We start from the raw sequence: 18069 nt of genomic DNA on the forward strand, positions 1-18069 counted from the left end.
CACCTGGTTCAGTTTTCGGTCGGCACAACCCTCAAAAGTGGCTCAATTTTCGGTCGGTAACAACACGCGGGCAGAAGCCGGGCGAGGAAGCAGCTTGGGGGAAAGCGTCAGCGCAGCAAGCGCCCGGCCCCGAATATTCGGGACGGGTGCCGGGCGCGGACGGCGGATGGCGGCCGCGTGGGGCTGGTCGACTTCGACAAGCTGGGTAGCGGAGTCATGCAATCCCGCCAACCTGAACAGGCCCTGAACCTTTTCCGCAAGCTGCTCTTGAACCTGCTCCCCGGCAAGCATCCCCAAAAACACGAGTGAGAGGGTCGCCGAACCAAACAAGGCGGCCTGGCCAACTCCAAGCCCGTGAGCCATGGCCGGCCCGCAGGCTGAGATCAGCCCGAGCAACAGCATGAGCCAGACCCCGCGCCGCGCGAAGCGCCGCTCGCCGTCGCGCAGGGCGGCGGCGGTCGAGGTTCGGGCCTTGGCTGGGTTCATGGCTAAAATTAAATCACATGTCATGCTTGATTGTCAACACCATCCACTATTTTTATTTCGTTTGATAGTTTAATTGCGTAGAGTGCTGTTCTACGAAACGTAACGAGCCTGTTGTGGTGGGAACGGGGTGGGAATGATTGATGATGAGCAAAAGTGAATTCAATGCGCGTCATCGCGACTCAAACCCATTCACCGGAATTCACCGCGGCTGTGGGAATCCAGTGGGAATGGATCCCCACAAAGGACGAAAAAAAGCCCACATGGTTAGTGTGGGCTTGTTCTGTAATTCGTTGATTCTATGGGTATTTCTGGCCTGCCCGACTGGATTCGAACCAGTGACCTACGGCTTAGAAGGCCGTTGCTCTATCCAGCTGAGCTACGGGCAGATCGGTCGGACTGACTTCAGGCAGGCTCCGTGCGGAGCTGGGCGTGTGACGCCCCTGGCAGGCAATGCATGACGCGGATGGTTGGTCGGGGCAAGAGGATTCGAACCTCCGACCCTCTGCTCCCAAAAAGGATAAGGCTATTATGCTTGAAAGCCGCATCAACAGTGGCTTTAGCAGAACTTCCCAACTCATTTGGGAGAGCACAGGGGGAATGGATCATGGCGTACATCGAGCAGAGACCGACAGGGTGGCGGGCGCAAATCCGCCGCAAAGGGGCGCCGTCGATTAGCTGTCCGTCTGCATGATCGAGGCGCTCCTCGGACAATGATCCCTGAGAGACCAACACCGTTGCATGCAGCGCATCGTCCCCCCACCCGGCAGCGCGTGCTGGTGATCGGTGGTGGGCGTGGCGGCACGGCCATGCTGGAATTGTTTCTGGGCGACCCCTTGGTGGAGATCGTCGGCCTCATGGACAACAATCCAGACGCTCCGGCCATGCGGCTCGCAAAGCAGCATGGCATCGCGTGTTTCACTGTTGCGCAGCAGGCCTTTGAGTCTTGTCGCCCTTGCATGGCGCTCAACCTCACTGGCGACGAGACAGTCAGCACGGCCGCACAGGACGCTTTGGGAGCCGCTCACGTCATCGGCGGATTCCAAGCGCTTTTTTTGTGGCAACTGCTCACCCGGTTGAAAACAAGCAACGACCAGATCGCGCATCTGGCCTACCACGACCCACTCACCCATCTGCCCAACCGCATGTTGTTCTACGACCGCCTGCGGCAAGCCATTGCCCATTCGCGCCGCGCGCAGCAGACCTTTGCTGTGCTCTATCTCGATCTGGATGGCTTCAAAGCGGTCAACGACACCTACGGACACGCCACAGGCGATGCGCTGCTCAAGGAGGCGGCCCGTCGCATCTCGGATTGTGTGCGGGCCTCCGACACAGTCGCCCGGATGGGGGGCGACGAGTTCACTGTCATCCTGAGTGACATCAAGGCGCCGCACAACATCCAGCGCGTCAGCGAGTGCCTGCTGCATGCGCTGTCCAGCCCATTCGTGCTCGACGGACGGTCTTGCCAGATCGGCACAAGCATTGGCGCGGCAATCTACCCGGAACACGGCACGATCCCCGAGCAACTGGTCAAGCATGCCGACGCCGCGATGTATTGGGCCAAGCAGGGCGGCAAGAATCGTTGTCAACTGTTTGGTCAGTCATTGTGAGTCATCTTGTTGCCTGTGATTTTTTCCCATCTGTAATACAGAGACTTTTCCTTGGATGTTTGTATGAAAGCCCTTGTTGGATTTCGGGTTTGAGCTGGCTGTGGATGATTTTGGCAGCGGCTACTCGTCGTTTCTGTACCTGATGGACTTGCCGGTGCACTATCTCAAAATCGAGATTGGCCATCACGGTCAAGCCGGGCACCACAGTGACGTGGACCAATGACGACTCCGCACCCCACACCGTCACAGGCGACAACCACCAGTGGGGCTCACAAGGATTCAGCCAAGGGCAAAGCTACTCCTACACGTTCACCCAGCCTGGCACCTACAGCTACCACTGCGACTACCACCCCTACATGGTTGGAAAAATCATCGTCAGCGCCGCAAGCTAAGCTGGGCTGCTGACCACGGATCATCCGACGCCAAACTGCGCCGGATCCTGGTTGGCCCCAATCGGGATGCGTGTCCAGTCGTTCTTGTTTCCCAAGACCCCGGCTGGCCAGCCTCAAAACTCGCGTTCGACCATCATCCAGGTAGCCCACTGCGGTTGCGCCCCGCCTTGCTGAAACATGATCTGCTCACCCATGGCCAATAACCAAACCGGTGAGACGTGATAGGCGATCTGCGGCATCAGATAGCCTTCGAGACCCCGCCGGCCATCTTCCAAGGTGAGCTGGTTGTCGATCCCCACCTCAAGCTGGGCGGCATACGCCGTAAGTTGCTGGGTTGTAAGATGCGCGTCTTTGCGGATGCGCCGTGGTCCTCTTCAGCCCTAGGAAGCGACTGTCGGCGTGCGGCACCGATCGCAATAACTGGCGCAGATGTCCCCATCCCTCACCCAACGCAGTGTGCAGGCTGTCTGGCATCCCTGCACACAAATGCAGCGCGCCACGCACGCTCCGCCCCTGGCGATGGTGCGTGGCGCAGGGCCGTGGCTGTTTGATGAGTCTGGCAGGCGTTATTTCGACACCAGCAGTTCCTGGTGGGTCAATCTGTTCGGTCATGCCGATCCCGGCATCAACGCCGCGCTCAAGGAGCAACTCGACCAACTACCACATGTCATGCTTGCTGGCTGCACGCATGCCCCGGCGGTCGAACTGGCCGAGCGTTTGTCGGCACTGACGGGCCAGGTTCTGGGCCACTGCTTTTTCGGCAGCGACGGTGCCTCCGCGGTGGAAATCGCGCTGAAAATGAGCGCGCATTACTGGCGTAACCGAGGGCAGGCTGGCAAGACCGAATTCGTCTGTCTGCGCCAAAGCTATCACGGTGAGACACTGGGCGCGCTCGCCGTGACCGATGTGGCCATCTTCCGCGATGCCTATGACCCGCTGCTCATGCGCGCGCATCAGGTCATGTCGCCCGACGCGCGGCAGGCGCAGCCAGGCGAAACCGCCGCCGACGTGGCGCGCCGTGCCGTGGACGAACTGCGCGCGCTGTTCGAGGCGCGCGCCGGACATATCGCCGCGCTCATTGTGGAGCCTCTGGTGCAGGCCGCCACCGGCATGGCGTTCTATGACCCACTTTACTTGCGCGAAGCGCGCGCCCTGTGCGATGCCTACCAAGTGCTGCTCATTGCTGACGAGATTGCCGTGGGTTATGGCCGCACCGGGACGTTTTTCGCCTTCGAACAGGCCGCGCCTGCCGGACAGGCGCCGATCTGGCCCGATCTGCTGTGCCTGTCCAAGGGCATCACTGGCGGTTATTTGCCCCTGTCCGTGGTGCTGTCGCGCGAAGTCATCTATTCCGCCTTCCTCGACGACGAGGTGGCCCGTGGATTTCTGCACTCGCACTCCTACAGCGGCAACGCGCTGGCCTGTCGGGCGGCGCTGGCGGTGCTCGACCGCCTCGGTGACGGAACCGTGCTGCAGAACAACGCGAGCCAAGCGCGCGTGCTGACCGAAGCCCTGGCTCCGCTGGCGGACGACCCGCGCATCGCCTATGTCCGCCAGATGGGCATGATCTGGGCATTCGACGTGCGCGAGCCCTTTGCCGGTCCGCGCTTTGCCGAGCGGTTTCATCTCGCCGGCCGGGTGCGCGAATTGCTTATCCGCCCCATCGGAACCACGGTCTATCTCATGCCGCCCTATGTGCTCAATCCGTCGCTGTCTCGCTGGCTGGCCGAGCAGGTGTACGCCACGCTGGGCGATGTGCTGCAACAGCCCGATCCCGATGCTCATCGATCATCTGAACCAGCAATTGCATGAGCGTGCGGCCAAGGGCCTGCTACGCCAACGTCGCACGACCCTCACCGCGTGCGCCCCCCAACAACTGGTCTGTGGCGGGCCGCACGCCATCAGTACCCAGCCACGCGAACTGCTGGGCTTCTGCAGCAACGACTACCTCGGCCTAGCCAATCACCCTGCGCTGATCGAGGCGATTGCCGAAGGCGCCCGCCGCTATGGCGCGGGCAGTGGCGCCTCGCACCTGGTCAGCGGCCATTCACTGGCGCACGACGCGTTAGAAAATCTCCTGGCCGATTGGATGGCACCCTACATCCCTCAGTCGCGCGCGCTAACCTTCAGTACCGGCTACATGGCCAATCTGGCGCTGCTGACCGCACTGGGTGACACGCAGGCCACGCTGTTTTGCGACAAGCTCAACCACGCCTCGCTGATCGATGGCGCCAGGTTGGCTAAGGCTGAGGTACAACGCTATCCCCACGCCAACCTCGATGCACTGCGGCGCCAGTTGCAGACGTGCGCCACACCGCTGCGCCTGATCGTCACCGACACCGTGTTCAGCATGGACGGTGACCTGGCCGATCTGCCCGGCCTGTTGGCATTAGCCGAGCAGCATGATGCCTGGCTGATCCTCGACGATGCGCATGGTTTTGGGGTGCTCGGCCCGAAGGGCCAGGGCAGTCTTGCGCATGCGGGGCTGCGCAGCGAGCGGTTCATTCTGATGGGCACGCTGAGCAAGGCGGCCGGCATCGCCGGGGCCTTCGTCGCGGCGCATCCGGTCATCATCGACTGGTTGATGCAGACCGCACGCAGCGCGGTATTCACCACGGCCGCGCCGCCCGCGCTGGCTTATGCGCTGCTGAGCAGCCTGCAACTCATTGCCAGCGAGGAAGGGGTCCAGCGCCGCGTCCTACTGCAGCAGTATGTCGTCCAGTTGCGCAACGGTCTGCAAACCCTGATCGACCAGTTCCCCGAGCTCGGCTGGCGTCTGGGCGCGTCCGACACACCCATCCAGCCCTTGATCGTGGGCGATAACGTGCAAGCGCTGGCCCTGTCCGCCGCATTAGAGGCGCGGGGACTGTGGATTCCTGCTATCCGCCCGCCCACCGTGCCTGTGGGCACGGCACGACTGCGCATCACCCTCAGCGCCGCACACACCGCCGAAGACATCGAACACTTGCTTTGCGCATTGCACTGCATTGCGCAAGACGTCAGATGATGCCTCCGATTGCACAGCGCGGATGCTTTGTCACCGGCACCGACACCGAGGTAGGCAAGACCCATATCAGCGCGGCGCTGCTGCACTGGTGCGCGCTTCAGGGCTGGCGCAGCGCCGGATTCAAGCCGGTTGCCGCCGGTCTGGAGCAGCAGGAAGGCCGGTGGGTCAATGCCGATGTGCAGCTATTGCGTCAGTCCAGTTCGGTTCCGCTCACCGATGCAGAAGTCGGCCCCTGCCAGTTCCAGGCCGCCTGCGCGCCACATCTCGCCGCTGCACAGGAAGGTCGGGTGATCGACTTCGACGCTCTACTGCACGCTGCGCGGCATCTTGCCAGCAAGGCGGATGCTCTGGTGGTCGAAGGCGTCGGCGGATTCGTCGTGCCCCTGGACACGCAGCGCGACACTGCCGATCTGGCGCAGGCGCTTGGCCTGCCGGTGGTGCTGGTCGTCGGCCTGCGTCTGGGCTGCCTCAATCATGCCCTGCTCACGGCGCAAAGCGTGCAGGCACGCGGGTTGCGGCTGGCCGGTTGGGTGGGCAACACGGTCGATCCGGGCATGCTTTGGATGAAGGACAACCTCGACACGCTGCGGCAGATGCTATCGACGCGGTACGGCGCGGTCGCTCTGGGTCACGTCCCCCGCCTGTCTAAGCCGAGCCCGCAGGCCATCCTGCACCACCTCGATCCAGCCGGTTTGCGGCAGGTCTTCGCTCAATGACGTCGCTAGTAGAGCGGCCACTGGTCGATGCCGCGTTTCTCGCCAACCCCTACCCCACCTATGAGGCATTGCGCGAGGCCGGGCCGTTGCACTGGAGTACAGAATTCTTCGGTGGCGCCTGGCTACTGACTCGGCATGCCGATGTGGAGGCTGTGCTGCGCGATCCGAGGTTTTCCGCCCAACGCACGGGGGGCTGGATCAACGACGTACAGACCGAGCGCGGTGAACTGACCCGATTTCAGCGCCTGTTTTCCCGTGCCCTGCTGTTTCTCGACCCTCCCGAGCATGGCCGGGTCCGCTGTCTGATGCAGGCGGCCTTCCGCCCGGAGGCCGTGGCGCGCCTGCGGCCGCGCATCGCGCAGATCGTGGACGCCCTGCTCGATGCCATCGACCCGGCCCAGCGGTTCGATGCGATGGCGCACATTGCCCGACCCTTGCCGGTGCAGGTGATCGCGCTGATGCTGGGCGTCGATCCGAGTGACAGCGCCGACCTTTTGCGCTGGTCGGACGATCTGGCCGCGTTCATCGGCGCGCCGCAACCCACGCACACCCTTGCGCTGCGCGCTCAGGACAGCGTGCTGGCACTGACCGACTATTTCCAACAGCAGTTGCGCCATTCGCACCAGAACGACCCAGACGGGCTGCTTGCCAAGCTGCGCCAGGCCCGCGCGCAAGGTGCGCTCAAAGATGACGCGGAACTCCTTGCGCAATGCGCCATGCTGCTGTTCGCCGGACATGAGACCACACGGAATCTGCTGGGCAACGGCCTGCACGCCCTGCTCACCCACCCCAAACAATGGCAAAGCCTGCTGGACGATCCCGACCGCACGCCCGGCGCGGTGCGCGAACTGCTGCGATTTGACAGCCCGGTGCAATATACCGGTCGGCGCGTGACAACCGCACTGACCCTGCACGGACAAAAGCTGCAGCGCGGCGATCTGATCCTGCCGTTGATCGGCTCTGCCAACCGAGACCCGGCTCGCCATGTACACCCAGAGCAGCTCGACATCCTGCGGCCCGATCCCGGCGCACTTGCGTTCGGCTCGGGCATCCACGCCTGCCTTGGCGCGGCGCTCACCCGGCTAGAGGTCGAAATGACGCTGCGGCGGTTGCTTGTGCGCTGGCCCGGTCTGCGGCTGGCTCAGGCCACACCTCAGTGGATGGAAAACCCGGCTTATCGCGGCTTGCAATCGTTGATTTTGCAGGCCGCTTGATGTGACCGCCCAGTAGGCGCCACTCCGGCCATTACCCCGCTAAAAATTGCCGCCATCGTCCAGCAGGAAAGCGGTGGCAAGCCCCTTGCGCTGCACGACAACACCACGGGGAGAGCTACAAAAACCCAACGACCTCGCAGAGGCCGCGCGCTCGCCCGAGAGTTGATCGGGCAAGGGCATTCTGTGGACATCTGTCTGGTGCAGATCAACAGTTGCCACCTGCAGCATGAGACTGCACATCGAGCAGGCGCTCCAGCCCTGCGATAACCTGAGGGCTGCGCAGACCGGATTGCTCGAAGCTGGAGACGCTCAGTCGCTCTGCGCGCAACGTGTCGGCATACAACACCAGCCAGCTGCACAGCCCCGCTGGCGAAGCCTACGGGGTGCGGGTTTTCAGTCAGGCCGGTGTGATCGTGCCTGCGGTCCCCGGAGGGCGAATGGCGCAATGGGCTGTCGATGGCGCCAGGCTGCCGCCAGTGAAACCCGTGGTGACCTGGACACCACTGTCCAGCCCGCTAGCGCCCAAGGTCGATGGCCTCGCGCGAGCTTGTGAGTAAAGTGCCCATAAAAAATAAATGGCAAATTGAACGATATGTAATTAAATGTAATTAAAGACCGTTCGTCGGCATTTTTCGACCGTTCGTCGGTAAGTTGCTGCGGACCGTGATTTTTCTGGCAAGATTGACACATGCACTCACAAGTCACACAGTCTAGGCTCACAGCCCAGGGGTTCACCCTGCTTGAGTTGATGGTCACAGTCGCCATCGCAGCGGTACTCTTGGCCATCGCGGTGCCGAATGTACGCAATCAAATTCTTGCGTCGGAGGCGCGGCAGACTGCCCGATCGGTCAAGGACGCCCTTGACTACGCCCGGCAATACGCCCTCAACACTTCAACCATCACGACATTTACTCCCAACGGGTGTGGCTACACCGTCACGGCCAACGGACCGGCGAACACCACGTTGACCAGTTCCTCCGGTGTCGGCGGATGGTTGGTGAGCTGTACCGGCAATCTCGGGACGGTCAGTTTCATGGGCGATGGCTCTGCTGCATCTTGCTCTACCAGTGCAGGCAGCACGACCTGCTCGCCCTTAACTCGTGATCAGACTTTTTCCGTTTCGGGCGGTGGCACAACATGGACAGTCACGCTCCTGTCATCTGGACTCACGACACCAACACCATGATCTCTCGTCACCCCATCACGGCAGCACGTCAACAGGGCATCACGTTGCTGGAAGTGCTCATTGCCATGCTCGTGTTCTTGATCGGAGCATCCACCATGACGCTCCTGGCTGCAAATGCTTTTACAGCCAATGCCCAGGCATCACGCACATTCATCGCAACGTCGACATCGCGCAGTCTGCTCGCCACCATAGAAGGCAATCCACAAATTCTGGCCTCGCTCAATGGCACAGCGCTGGGCACGGGAGTGGGGGGCACCGCTCCGAGCCTGCTTCAAACCTGGTGGACGGCGCAACGTCAGATTTACCCAGATCTCCAGGGCGTGCAGTTGAACACGCAGCCCAATCCATGCAGTCCGACCGCACCCTGCCAGATCACGGCGATTCTCGCCTTGCGTTCGGCTTTCGGCGGCACTTTGCAACGCACCTTCGTCATGCAGGATGGGTTCTGATATGCGCGAACGTGGTTTCACACTCATTGAACTCCTCGTCGCCCTGGGTGTGTCGGCGGTCCTTGGACTTTTCATCTTTGCCTCCTACTCGGCCATCAGTGTTGGCGGGTTGCGAGCCAGCGGTGAATCCCAGCTGCAAAACACATCGCGCGTCGGCGTCACGCTACTGGCCGACGATCTGGCTCGCGCCGGATTCATGATGAACGGGCCATCAGGTCAGAATCGCTGCTCCCGCCTGCTTGTTTACAACGGAAATACCGCGCCGAATGTGGTGACATCGCAGTGGCCCGTTTCTGCCGTGCAGCAAACCACGTCAGGCGTTGTGCCGGGCACGACATCGACCGCCTATGGATATGCCAGTCCAGGCGGGGCTCAAACCGATGCCGTTTCGATTTTTTATGCCAGCGGATTTGGCATAGGCAACACAGCGGTACCCGGCGGAATACGCGTCGTCAAGGCCAATAATGGAACGCTCAATAACGCGGCGATATTCGTGGCGGACTCGTCGACATTTCATGTCGGCGATGTCGACATCGTGGTGCTGCCCTCTCGCAACATCTGCATTCGATTTCAAGTATCAAATATCGGTGGAGCGAACAATATCGTCCACAACCAAGGAAACAGTGCCGCAAACATCAATCCGCCCAACGGGTTCAGTGGGGTGAGCAGCTACGCCAATCCTCCCTTGAGTCCTGCAATCACGACTTCAGATTTGCAACAGGCCTATGTGCAGAATTTTGGTCAAATTTCAGGGGCGACAGGGCCACTACTCGTGACCTACAGCATTCGACCCGATCCGCAGAACCCAGCCACGCCCGATCTTTACCGCACGGTCGTGAACTCTGTGGGGACGGTGGTCAGCGATGTCCCGGTGGCACAGAACGTTGCGCTGCTGCGCGCCCTGTTCGCACCGATCCAGAACGGGCAGATTGGTCGCTTTGTCTCCTGGGACACGATCCAGGCCAACAACCAGCAGGGTCAGGTGGGTGCTGTGCAGTTTGCCTTGTTGATGCAAAAACCCAATACCGGCAACCGCACCAACAATCCCCCTTCGATCAAGGTACTCGATGAGACGTTCACCCCCCCCAACAACCAGAATCAGTATGCCTTGTACACCCAAACCGTGTATCTGAGGAATGTCGCATGGAACGCGCCTTGAATCGCCACCAGCAGCGCGGGGCGGCGCTGCTGATCATTGTCGCCCTGTTTTTGATCTTGCTGCCACTCGCCCTCATGGCGATTTTTCAGCGCAGCTTTCAAAACGATCAGTTTGCGAATTCTGCGCTTTGGCGGTCGCAGGCGCGTGATGCCGCCAACCAGGCGATGGCCACCTTGCGGAGCAATGTGGCTCAATCGATCGGCACGGGTGGCCTGCTCGAGTATCAACCATCGCCGCCTGCTTGGTTCGTCCCTCAGTCAGTTCGGGTTCAACCCACATCGGCCTCATTCTGGCAAACCTGTGCATCGAATACGACACCCCTTTGTCAGAGCTACACGCTCCCCCTCAACAATGGAACAGGTCGACAGACTTTCAACATCCAGCAGCTGGTGACTCCCACCGGCGTGGTCGATCCGACCTTATGTGGTAATTCTGGCTACGTCGCAGTCTTTTATAACCTCTGGGTTCAAGCAACTGCACCACAGAATCCTGCTGCAGGGAGCGCCTCAGAGCAGGCTGTTTACCGTGCCTGCATCCGTCCCTGAGATCACACAGAAATCTTCCGAGGTTCAAACACCATGATCTGCACGAAGAAAAAACGCCAATACTCGAAGATTCTGTTGGGCGTCGCCATTGTTTCTGTTGTTTTGCAGCCGGTGCTGCCTCAGGCAGCCTATGCGGCAGGCTCGAACCGCCCTCAGATCGTGATTGCCCTGGGCAATTCTCAGTCGATGGACGGTGACCTCACCGGCGCGATCATGACCGGCTCGGGGAACCTACCCAGCGGGCTCACCAGCCTGTACAACAGCAGCTCGCCGCAGCAATACTCCGTGCCTGCGGGCTTCACCCCGCCAATGACACCGAGCCAGACTGCCTCCGCGCCCTACACCTACAACAACAATGGCACGCTGGTGGACAACAGCGCCAGTCGCCTGAATATTGCCAAGGCCGGTTTGACCTCGGTCTTGAATAAATATCTACCCAGTATGGATTTTGCACTGGTGGACTACGCGACCAAGGGCGCGAATTTGTATACGACCTGGGTGTATTACATGTCGCCGGGCAACGGTTTTCAGTTTGCCAACAGCCTGCCAACCAACGGTTTCACCACCTACGCGGCCTATCAAAGCTTTGTCGCTGCCAATCCAAACGCCTCCCCGACGCCGACACGTTGGGTGAATAACCCCTGTTACAAATACAGCAGTGCATCCTCGTCGGTGAAAAACTATTGCAGTTCGATCGCCAATCTCTACGGCCCCAGCACCCTGCAAAACAATCAATACATGCAGATCGCTGCGTCGAGTGATGATCCGAACATCAACGACGTGCTTTACGCAGGTGGACTACCTGGGCTGTTCGTCTCGTACAACGGCCCGAATCCGGCTTCACCATATCCGCCTAATTTCAGTCTGAGCAATTACGAAAGCGGATCGATTTTCGTTTCATACAACAGCACCCAGCCTAATATTGGCAAATTTGGCACCTCTCCAACCAACGCAGGCTATGTGCCCTATTCTGCCCAAGTCATGTACGCCCAGCGTGGCTTCGGCTATTACGTGCAGAGTTTGAGCGCAAACACCAGCAATACCGTTGTACCGATGACAAACCTCGGGCCTAGCCCGAACAGTTCGACCGTCAATTCGGCCATGGCTCCGTTCAACACCGCCCTTCAGGCGGAGACCAACAACAGCTTGTCCAGCGAAATCAAGGCGTTGGCGTATCAGTCTCCAACTGCCGGTCTGGTGCAGGGCGCAGGCAATATTCTTCTGAATGCTTTGAACAACCACACCACGTCTTGCGCGGGGCAATATGTGATTCTGGTGACCGATGGTCTGCCAACCATGGATCTGAACAGCAACAACTGGCCCCCCCTGGGTAGCGCGGCCGGGCAAGGCTATGGCGTCTATGCGGCTTTTTACGGCATTGCCGGAAACAGCAACTATGGGATCAAGGACGACAGCGGAAACCTGCCAAGCGGTCAGACCCAGGGCGCGCTCGACATCAACAATACCAATGACCAGGCATTGATTGACACCATCAACGTCATCAAAGCGTTGAACCAGAAAGGCATCAAGACCTATGTGGTCGGTTTGGGCGCCGGCGTGGACCCGACAGCCAATCCGGCTGCGTATTACACGCTCAATGCCATGGCAATTGCTGGGGGCACATCTCAACAATATCCCGCAAACAATCCTTCAGCGTTCAATTCGGCCCTCCAGTCAATTCTTGCTTCCATACAAGGCAATGTCCTCTCCGCAGCACCCGCAGTACCGAGTTACGTCAAGAATGGCTCATTGGCCTACGCTTTGGCGTCGAACAACCTCTACGGTAGCCAGCAAGGATATTTTTATGCCTACAGTACCGACGCCAATGGCACAGTGTCGAGTTCGCCTGCATGGCAACTCTCCATGAATGCACAACAGCGACAATCCGCTCTGTACACCGATCAGGGCAACGGTACGTCGCCAATTCTGTTCACAAACACGCCAACTACCGCTTTTAATAGCATCGTCCCAACACCGCAAACCATCATCAACTACACCATCGACCCTTCATACAGTAGCGGTGCATATCTTGCTGGTCGTGCGAATGGGAGTTTTCTGGGAACCATCACTTCACAGGCAGATAAGCCGGTCATCCTGTCTCGGCCGAATAATCCTTACTTCATCACCAACACGGCTTATCAGCAGTTTGCCAAAACGAATGCCTCCCGATCTCAGCTGGTATTGTTTACTGCGAACGATGGTTTTCTTTACGCTGTCTCTGGTGGCTCAGTCAGCTCGCCTGGGACATTACAATGGGCATGGATGCCTTCAACCCTTCTGCCTCAACTCCAAAATTATGGAACGTTCCAATCGACTGTCCCGATGAACGGCGGCTTGCGTACCGTTGACAGCGCAGATAGCAGCGGCAACTGGGCGACGTATGTCGTTGGAACCGGACAGAGTGGAGCCTTGCACTATGACCTCAAATTGACGGGCTGCGGATCATCGACATCGTCCTGTACGCCAAGCATCAGCAAAATCTGGTTTGACAACCAATCGGGTGCCACATCACCTCCCGCCTCCGCACCACAGGCGCCGGCCATTTGGTGGGACGCCAATGGAGTCGCCTACGCATACTATTTCACCACGTCTGGGAGTACGTCTTACATCAATGTCATGCGCCTCTATGACGGCAGGACGAGCCAAGCAAAACTGCCTTTCACGCCGTCCTCGACAGCAACGGTGGATGTGCTCGGCGGAAAACTCTATGTCGGTGATGTGAGCGGCAATCTCTGGTCTTTCGATCTGACCGCAGGGACGACGGCGAACAGTTTGGCCGCCACTCAGATTGGCACGGTGGCCAACGCGTCATCAGCCGGCCCGGTGCGTTACCTTGGCATCGGGCAAACCCAGAACGGATACTACATCTGGGCAACCACGGATCATGAGGTCAATGTCTTCAAGTTCACTGGTGGAGCGGTCGCGACAAGCGCATCAGGCTGGACGCTATGGTGGTGGAGCGCAACCAATGGCTCTGGCTACTTCAATGGCACGGCGATGACGACAACAACGAGCGATCCCGGAGTCACCTCGACGACAGCGCCTTATTGGTTGGATGCCAACAGCACGATTACAGATGCTTCAGCCGTCGAGAACAACACACTGGTTGTTCCAGTGACTGTGTTGAACTCCGCTGACATCTGTGGTCCCAGCACCGCAAAGTACGATTTTTTCAATTTGGATTCAGGGGTATTCCCACAAAATCGCTTCTATCTACGAAACGGCAATGTGCTCACCTCGAATCCGATCATCGGCTACGGCACCGCTTTTTCACCCGTCACCTCGGAAAACTCCAATGGTTCTGGCGTAATTTATGGCTCAGCACAACAAAACCCGCAGCAGAATATCGGTTTCCAAGTCGCTGCAACCACGGGTATTCACGTGGGATCTGGAGTGATGGGGTGGCAACCACTGTGGATGACGCAGCCGTAGAAGAGAACGATGTTCCGTTTGGTGGTGGAAATCTTCGGGTGACGTAAACCATCGTTTCAAGGGATATCAACGACACCCTTGGGCACAATGCCGGCGACCGGGTCCGCGAGTTCGACATATTTTGGTGTAAGCCATTGATTCGCCTCTGTTCAGGCGCTTGAAATTGGCACTACGGGGCGATGTCGAAGGGCTCTTTGGTGGGGGCGTCGAGTTGAAGTTGGTCCAACAGGGTGAGTTGCTCGGGGCTCAAGTCGGTCAGGCCGCTGGCGGCGCCCTGGCCGGCGATGCGAACCTGGTGGAGCTGGATGTGGCGAACGATCTCGAGGGCGCGCTCCGGGCAATAGGGGCTGCCCGAAGCCTTGAGCTGCATGCGCAGCACGCGGTACAGCACCAGAGCCATGAAACAGATCAGGGCGTGGGCGCGGATGCGATCGGGCAGACGGTGGAACACCGGGGCGATCTCGATCTCGGATTTGAGGACCCGGAACCCCCGTTCGATGTCGGTCAGCGACTTGTAGCGCGCGATCACCTCGGCGGGGTCGAGATCGGCGGTGTTCGTCACCAGCAGCAGCTTGCCGTCGCTGAGCTCGGCGCGCGTGAGCGCGGTCTCGCCCACGGTGTAGGCGAATAGGTCGGATGCAGATCGACCTCGATCTTGATATTTGGTCGGGGCGAGAGGATTCGAACCTCCGACCCTCTGCTCCCAAAGCAGATGCGCTACCAGACTGCGCTACGCCCCGATGAAGCAAAGCATTCTACTGGTCTGCGGCATCGGGCCGGTCTTCACCCTGTCTCAGCGCCCAGTCGATGTGTTCGCGCAGCTGTGCGCTTGCACTGGGCGCTGCGCGCTGCAGGCTGTGGCGGGCAACCTGGCGCCAGGCTGGGTCGTCGCTGGTGCGCAGGGCGTTGCCGAGCGCCACGGCGAGATTGCGCTGCCAGCGGGCAAAGCCGATGCGCCGGATCGCGCTGCCTTCGGTGCGTTGCAGGAACTGCGCCTCGGACCAGCACCACAGTTCGAGCAGGCCGGCGCGATCCAGACCGTGACGTGGATCGAAATCCGGCAGAGGGCTGCGCCGGGCGTAGCGATTCCAGGGGCAGATCAGCTGACAGTCGTCGCAGCCGTAAACGCGGTTGCCAATCTGCGGGCGCAGTTCAAGCGGAATGGGCCCGGGATGTTCGATGGTCAGATAGGAAATGCAGCGCCTTGCGTCGAGCCGGCCGGGGCCCACGATGGCCTGCGTCGGGCAGATGGTGATGCAGCGGGTGCAGCTGCCGCAGTGGGCCTGCACCGGCGCATCCACCGGGAGAGGCAGACCGACGAAAATTTCCCCGAGAAAGAACATCGAGCCGCCATCCCGGTTGAGCAGCAAGGTGTGTTTGCCGCGCCAGCCCAGGCCGGCACGGGCGGCCAGCTCCACCTCGAGCACCGGAGCGGAATCGGTGAACACGCGCACCACCCCCGGGTCGATGCGCGCAGCGATGAAATCCGCCAGCCGCTGCAGACGCGTGCGCAGGATCTTGTGGTAGTCGCGCCCCCGGGCATACAGCGAGACCGTGGCGGCTTCGGGCTGGCGCAGCCGCTGCCATTCCACGGCACGCCAGTCTGCCCCGGCGTTACGCGGCAGGTAGTCCATGCGCGCGGTGATGACCCGCAGCGTGCCTGGCACCAGTTCCGCAGGCCGCGCACGCTTGAGGCCGTGCCGCTGCATGTAGTGCATCTCGCCGTGGTGGCCCGCGGCAAGCCAGGCCAGCAGCGGTGCCTCGGCCTCCCGGAGATCGATGCCGCTGACCGCGATTTGCGAGAATCCTAGCGCTCGCCCCTGCTGCTTGATGTCTTGCACGAGCAGTCGCAGGTATTCGGGCGATGCGCTGCTTTGTTCCATTTGCTCATTCTAGAAATCTGACATGTCCTGCGCGGCCCTGGAGTGTGTGCTTGCCGACGAATTTGCCACTGAGGCGCTGGCGCGGGCGATGGCCTTGGCGTGGATGCAACACCGCTGCCCCCCCCTGCTCATCGCCCTCGAAGGCGATCTCGGCGCAGGCAAAACCACATTCGCGCGTGCCTTTTTGCGCGCGCTGGGGGTGCAGGGGCGCATCAAAAGCCCGAGTTTCAGTCTGGTTGAGGAGTACACCGTCGAGATTCCCGACCTACAATTGAAGAGAACTCTTCGGACTTGCGCCTATCACATTGATCTCTATCGGTTTTCAGACCCGCAGGAATGGGATGATTCCGGCTTGCGCGATGTGGTGGGCAGCCCGGGGGTGAGTCTGGTCGAGTGGCCGCAGCATGCCCGCAGCCTGTTGCCCGCTGCCGACCTCACCGTGCAACTGGAACCGGCGGGCGAACGACGCCGCTGCAGCATTCGCGCCGCGACGCACTGGGGATCGATGTTGTTGAACGCCTTGCCGGAGCGACAGAGATCCGGCTGACGCCGTGGTTGGCGCCTGCCGCCGCGGCTTTGGAGCAGGAGCCAAACGATGACCAAACCACGCCGTCGCTTTCTCGTCCAGTCCAGCAGCCTGGTGCTGCTGCTGTCCACCCCAATGCTGGCCCGCGGTGCCACGCTGTTGTCCATCCGCGTCTGGCCTGCGCCCGAATACACCCGCGTCACCCTGGAGTCCGATGGCCCACTGACCGCGTCGCACCAAATGCTGGACGATCCGCCCCGGCTGGTGGTCGACATTCAGGGCCTGCAACTCGACAACCAACTGCGCGAACTCGCGGGCAAGGTCAAGGCAGACGATCCTTTCATCAAGGACGTGCGCGTGGGTCAGTTCAAGCCCGATGTAGTGCGTCTGGTGGTCGACCTGAAGCAGGCTGTCAAACCGCAGGTGTTCAGCCTGCTGCCGGTGGCCGCATACCAGAACCGGCTGGTGTTCGACCTCTACCCGGCCCATGGCGGTGACCGGCTGATGGCCTTCATGCAGCAGCAGGAGGCGATCGAGCGCGCGCGCCGCGCCGACGCCGCTGCGGGCAACGCAGCGGCGCCGCAAACCCTGGCGCAGGCGCCGACCGATCAGAAGGACTCTCTGGGCGATTGGATTCGCCGTCACCGCAGCGAACTCGACGAGCCGCTGCCCGCGCAGCAGCCGCCGCAGGTTCTGGCCGATGGCACGCCAGGGCAGCGGGCCGATCCGGTGCGCCGCGATCGGCGGAACTTCCGCAGCATGCTGCTGGCGATCGATCCCGGGCACGGCGGCGAAGACCCCGGCGCCACCGGGCCCAGCGGCGTGCATGAAAAGGACGTCGTCCTGCTCATCGCCTACCATCTGCGCGATCTGGCGCTGAACACGCCGAACATGCGGGTGATGATGACCCGCGACCGCGACTATTTCGTGCCGCTGTGGACGCGGGTGGAAAAGGCGCAGTCGGCCAACGCCGACCTGTTCACCTCGATCCACGCCGACGGCTGGTTCACTCCGGAGGCGCGCGGTGCGTCGGTGTACTGTCTGTCCGAGAGCGGAGCCTCCAGCGTCGAGGCCCGGTTGATGGCACAGCGCGAGAATGCGGCAGATGCCATCGGCGGCATCGACATCAATTCACGCAGCTATCAGGTGGCCAAGGTCTTGCTCGACATGTCCACCACGGCCAAAATCAATGCCAGCCTCAAGATGGCGCGCCCCACCCTGGAGAAAATGGGTGAGATCGTGCACCTGCACTCCAGGCAAGTGCAGCAGGCAGGGTTTGCCGTGCTCAAGTCGCCGACCATTCCGTCGATGCTGGTGGAAACCGCCTTCATCAGCAACCCCGAGGAAGAAGCCCGGCTGCAGACTCCGGCCTACCGCAAGAAAGTGGCCCGGGCCATTTTCGAGGGGCTGCGTGCCTACCTCGATACCAACCCGCCGCTGGCGCGACGTCGCATCCTGACCTGACGC

Annotated in this window: 17 protein-coding genes and 2 tRNA genes; 13 read left to right on the forward strand and 6 right to left on the reverse strand. The window is 60.7% G+C overall.

Translation table 11 applies throughout. The annotated features are described in order from the left end of the window. Positions 1-42: 42 nt before the first annotated feature. A complete protein-coding gene (locus tag ACZ47F_RS12435; protein WP_464925002.1) occupies positions 43-486 on the reverse strand; it encodes a hypothetical protein in 444 nt (147 codons plus the stop codon). A 309-nt stretch (positions 487-795) separates the two neighbouring features. Beyond that, positions 796-872: transfer RNA gene (locus ACZ47F_RS12440), tRNA-Arg, on the reverse strand. 420 nt (positions 873-1292) lie between these two features. Here ACZ47F_RS12440 and ACZ47F_RS12445 point away from each other — a divergent pair. From ACZ47F_RS12445 to ACZ47F_RS12455, 3 genes are all read left to right on the forward strand, one after another. Continuing rightward, on the forward strand, positions 1293-2093 hold the full coding sequence (locus tag ACZ47F_RS12445) for a diguanylate cyclase domain-containing protein (RefSeq protein ID WP_464925003.1): 801 nt from the start codon (positions 1293-1295) through the stop codon (positions 2091-2093). Positions 2094-2193: 100 nt separating this feature from the next. After that, positions 2194-2316 carry a hypothetical protein gene (locus ACZ47F_RS12450; RefSeq protein ID WP_464925004.1) on the forward strand — a complete coding sequence of 41 codons (123 nt, stop codon included), beginning with the start codon at positions 2194-2196 and terminating at the stop codon, positions 2314-2316. Then, the gene (locus ACZ47F_RS12455; RefSeq protein ID WP_464925005.1) at positions 2300-2485 is read left to right on the forward strand and encodes a plastocyanin/azurin family copper-binding protein; all 186 of its coding nucleotides are present in this window, start codon (positions 2300-2302) and stop codon (positions 2483-2485) included. The genes ACZ47F_RS12450 and ACZ47F_RS12455 overlap by 17 nt, the downstream gene beginning before the upstream one ends. 113 nt (positions 2486-2598) lie before the next feature. Here the strand turns inward: ACZ47F_RS12455 and ACZ47F_RS12460 are convergent, their stop codons facing one another. Then, positions 2599-2784, reverse strand: coding sequence for a hypothetical protein (locus ACZ47F_RS12460; RefSeq protein ID WP_464925006.1), 186 nt, complete (start codon positions 2782-2784; stop codon positions 2599-2601). 130 nt (positions 2785-2914) lie between these two features. On the opposite strand from ACZ47F_RS12460, the gene bioA reads away from it, so the two are divergent. From bioA to ACZ47F_RS12500, 8 genes are all read left to right on the forward strand, one after another. Beyond that, on the forward strand, positions 2915-4297 hold the full coding sequence (gene bioA / locus ACZ47F_RS12465; protein WP_464925007.1) for an adenosylmethionine--8-amino-7-oxononanoate transaminase: 1383 nt from the start codon (positions 2915-2917) through the stop codon (positions 4295-4297). Continuing rightward, positions 4263-5492 carry an 8-amino-7-oxononanoate synthase gene (bioF, locus tag ACZ47F_RS12470; protein WP_464925008.1) on the forward strand — a complete coding sequence of 410 codons (1230 nt, stop codon included), beginning with the start codon at positions 4263-4265 and terminating at the stop codon, positions 5490-5492. The genes bioA and bioF overlap by 35 nt, the downstream gene beginning before the upstream one ends. Further along, complete coding sequence (gene bioD, locus ACZ47F_RS12475) at positions 5492-6208, forward strand: dethiobiotin synthase (RefSeq protein WP_464926642.1); 717 nt, start codon at positions 5492-5494, stop codon at positions 6206-6208. Before bioF ends, bioD begins: the two co-directional genes overlap by 1 nt. Beyond that, positions 6205-7422: a cytochrome P450 gene (locus ACZ47F_RS12480; RefSeq protein WP_464925009.1), complete on the forward strand. Its 1218-nt coding sequence runs from the start codon at positions 6205-6207 to the stop codon at positions 7420-7422. The genes bioD and ACZ47F_RS12480 overlap by 4 nt, the downstream gene beginning before the upstream one ends. A 1182-nt stretch (positions 7423-8604) precedes the next feature. After that, positions 8605-9057 (forward strand): type IV pilus modification PilV family protein, encoded by a 453-nt coding sequence (locus tag ACZ47F_RS12485; protein ID WP_464925010.1) that lies wholly within the window; start codon positions 8605-8607, stop codon positions 9055-9057. A 1-nt stretch (position 9058) separates the two neighbouring features. Further along, complete coding sequence (locus ACZ47F_RS12490; RefSeq protein ID WP_464925011.1) at positions 9059-10216, forward strand: PilW family protein; 1158 nt, start codon at positions 9059-9061, stop codon at positions 10214-10216. Further along, on the forward strand, positions 10201-10761 hold the full coding sequence (locus ACZ47F_RS12495) for a hypothetical protein (RefSeq protein WP_464925012.1): 561 nt from the start codon (positions 10201-10203) through the stop codon (positions 10759-10761). Before ACZ47F_RS12490 ends, ACZ47F_RS12495 begins: the two co-directional genes overlap by 16 nt. A 33-nt stretch (positions 10762-10794) precedes the next feature. After that, positions 10795-14193: a pilus assembly protein gene (locus ACZ47F_RS12500; protein ID WP_464925013.1), complete on the forward strand. Its 3399-nt coding sequence runs from the start codon at positions 10795-10797 to the stop codon at positions 14191-14193. Positions 14194-14362: 169 nt separating this feature from the next. On the opposite strand, the gene ACZ47F_RS12505 is transcribed toward ACZ47F_RS12500, so the two are convergent. From ACZ47F_RS12505 to queG, 3 genes are all read right to left on the reverse strand, one after another. Further along, positions 14363-14809 carry an IS1634 family transposase gene (locus tag ACZ47F_RS12505; RefSeq protein WP_464925014.1) on the reverse strand — a complete coding sequence of 149 codons (447 nt, stop codon included), beginning with the start codon at positions 14807-14809 and terminating at the stop codon, positions 14363-14365. A 47-nt stretch (positions 14810-14856) separates the two neighbouring features. After that, positions 14857-14933 (reverse strand) — tRNA-Pro (locus tag ACZ47F_RS12510). A 15-nt stretch (positions 14934-14948) separates the two neighbouring features. Next, on the reverse strand, positions 14949-16076 hold the full coding sequence (queG, locus tag ACZ47F_RS12515) for a tRNA epoxyqueuosine(34) reductase QueG (RefSeq protein WP_464925015.1): 1128 nt from the start codon (positions 16074-16076) through the stop codon (positions 14949-14951). A 22-nt stretch (positions 16077-16098) separates the two neighbouring features. Here queG and tsaE point away from each other — a divergent pair, with 22 nt between their 5' ends. After that, positions 16099-16623, forward strand: coding sequence for a tRNA (adenosine(37)-N6)-threonylcarbamoyltransferase complex ATPase subunit type 1 TsaE (gene tsaE / locus ACZ47F_RS12520; RefSeq protein ID WP_464925016.1), 525 nt, complete (start codon positions 16099-16101; stop codon positions 16621-16623). A gap of 48 nt (positions 16624-16671) precedes the next feature. Beyond that, a complete protein-coding gene (locus ACZ47F_RS12525) occupies positions 16672-18066 on the forward strand; it encodes an N-acetylmuramoyl-L-alanine amidase (protein WP_464925017.1) in 1395 nt (464 codons plus the stop codon). The last annotated feature ends 3 nt before the right edge of the window (positions 18067-18069 follow it).

It is taken from the genome of Thiomonas islandica (assembly GCF_055383445.1).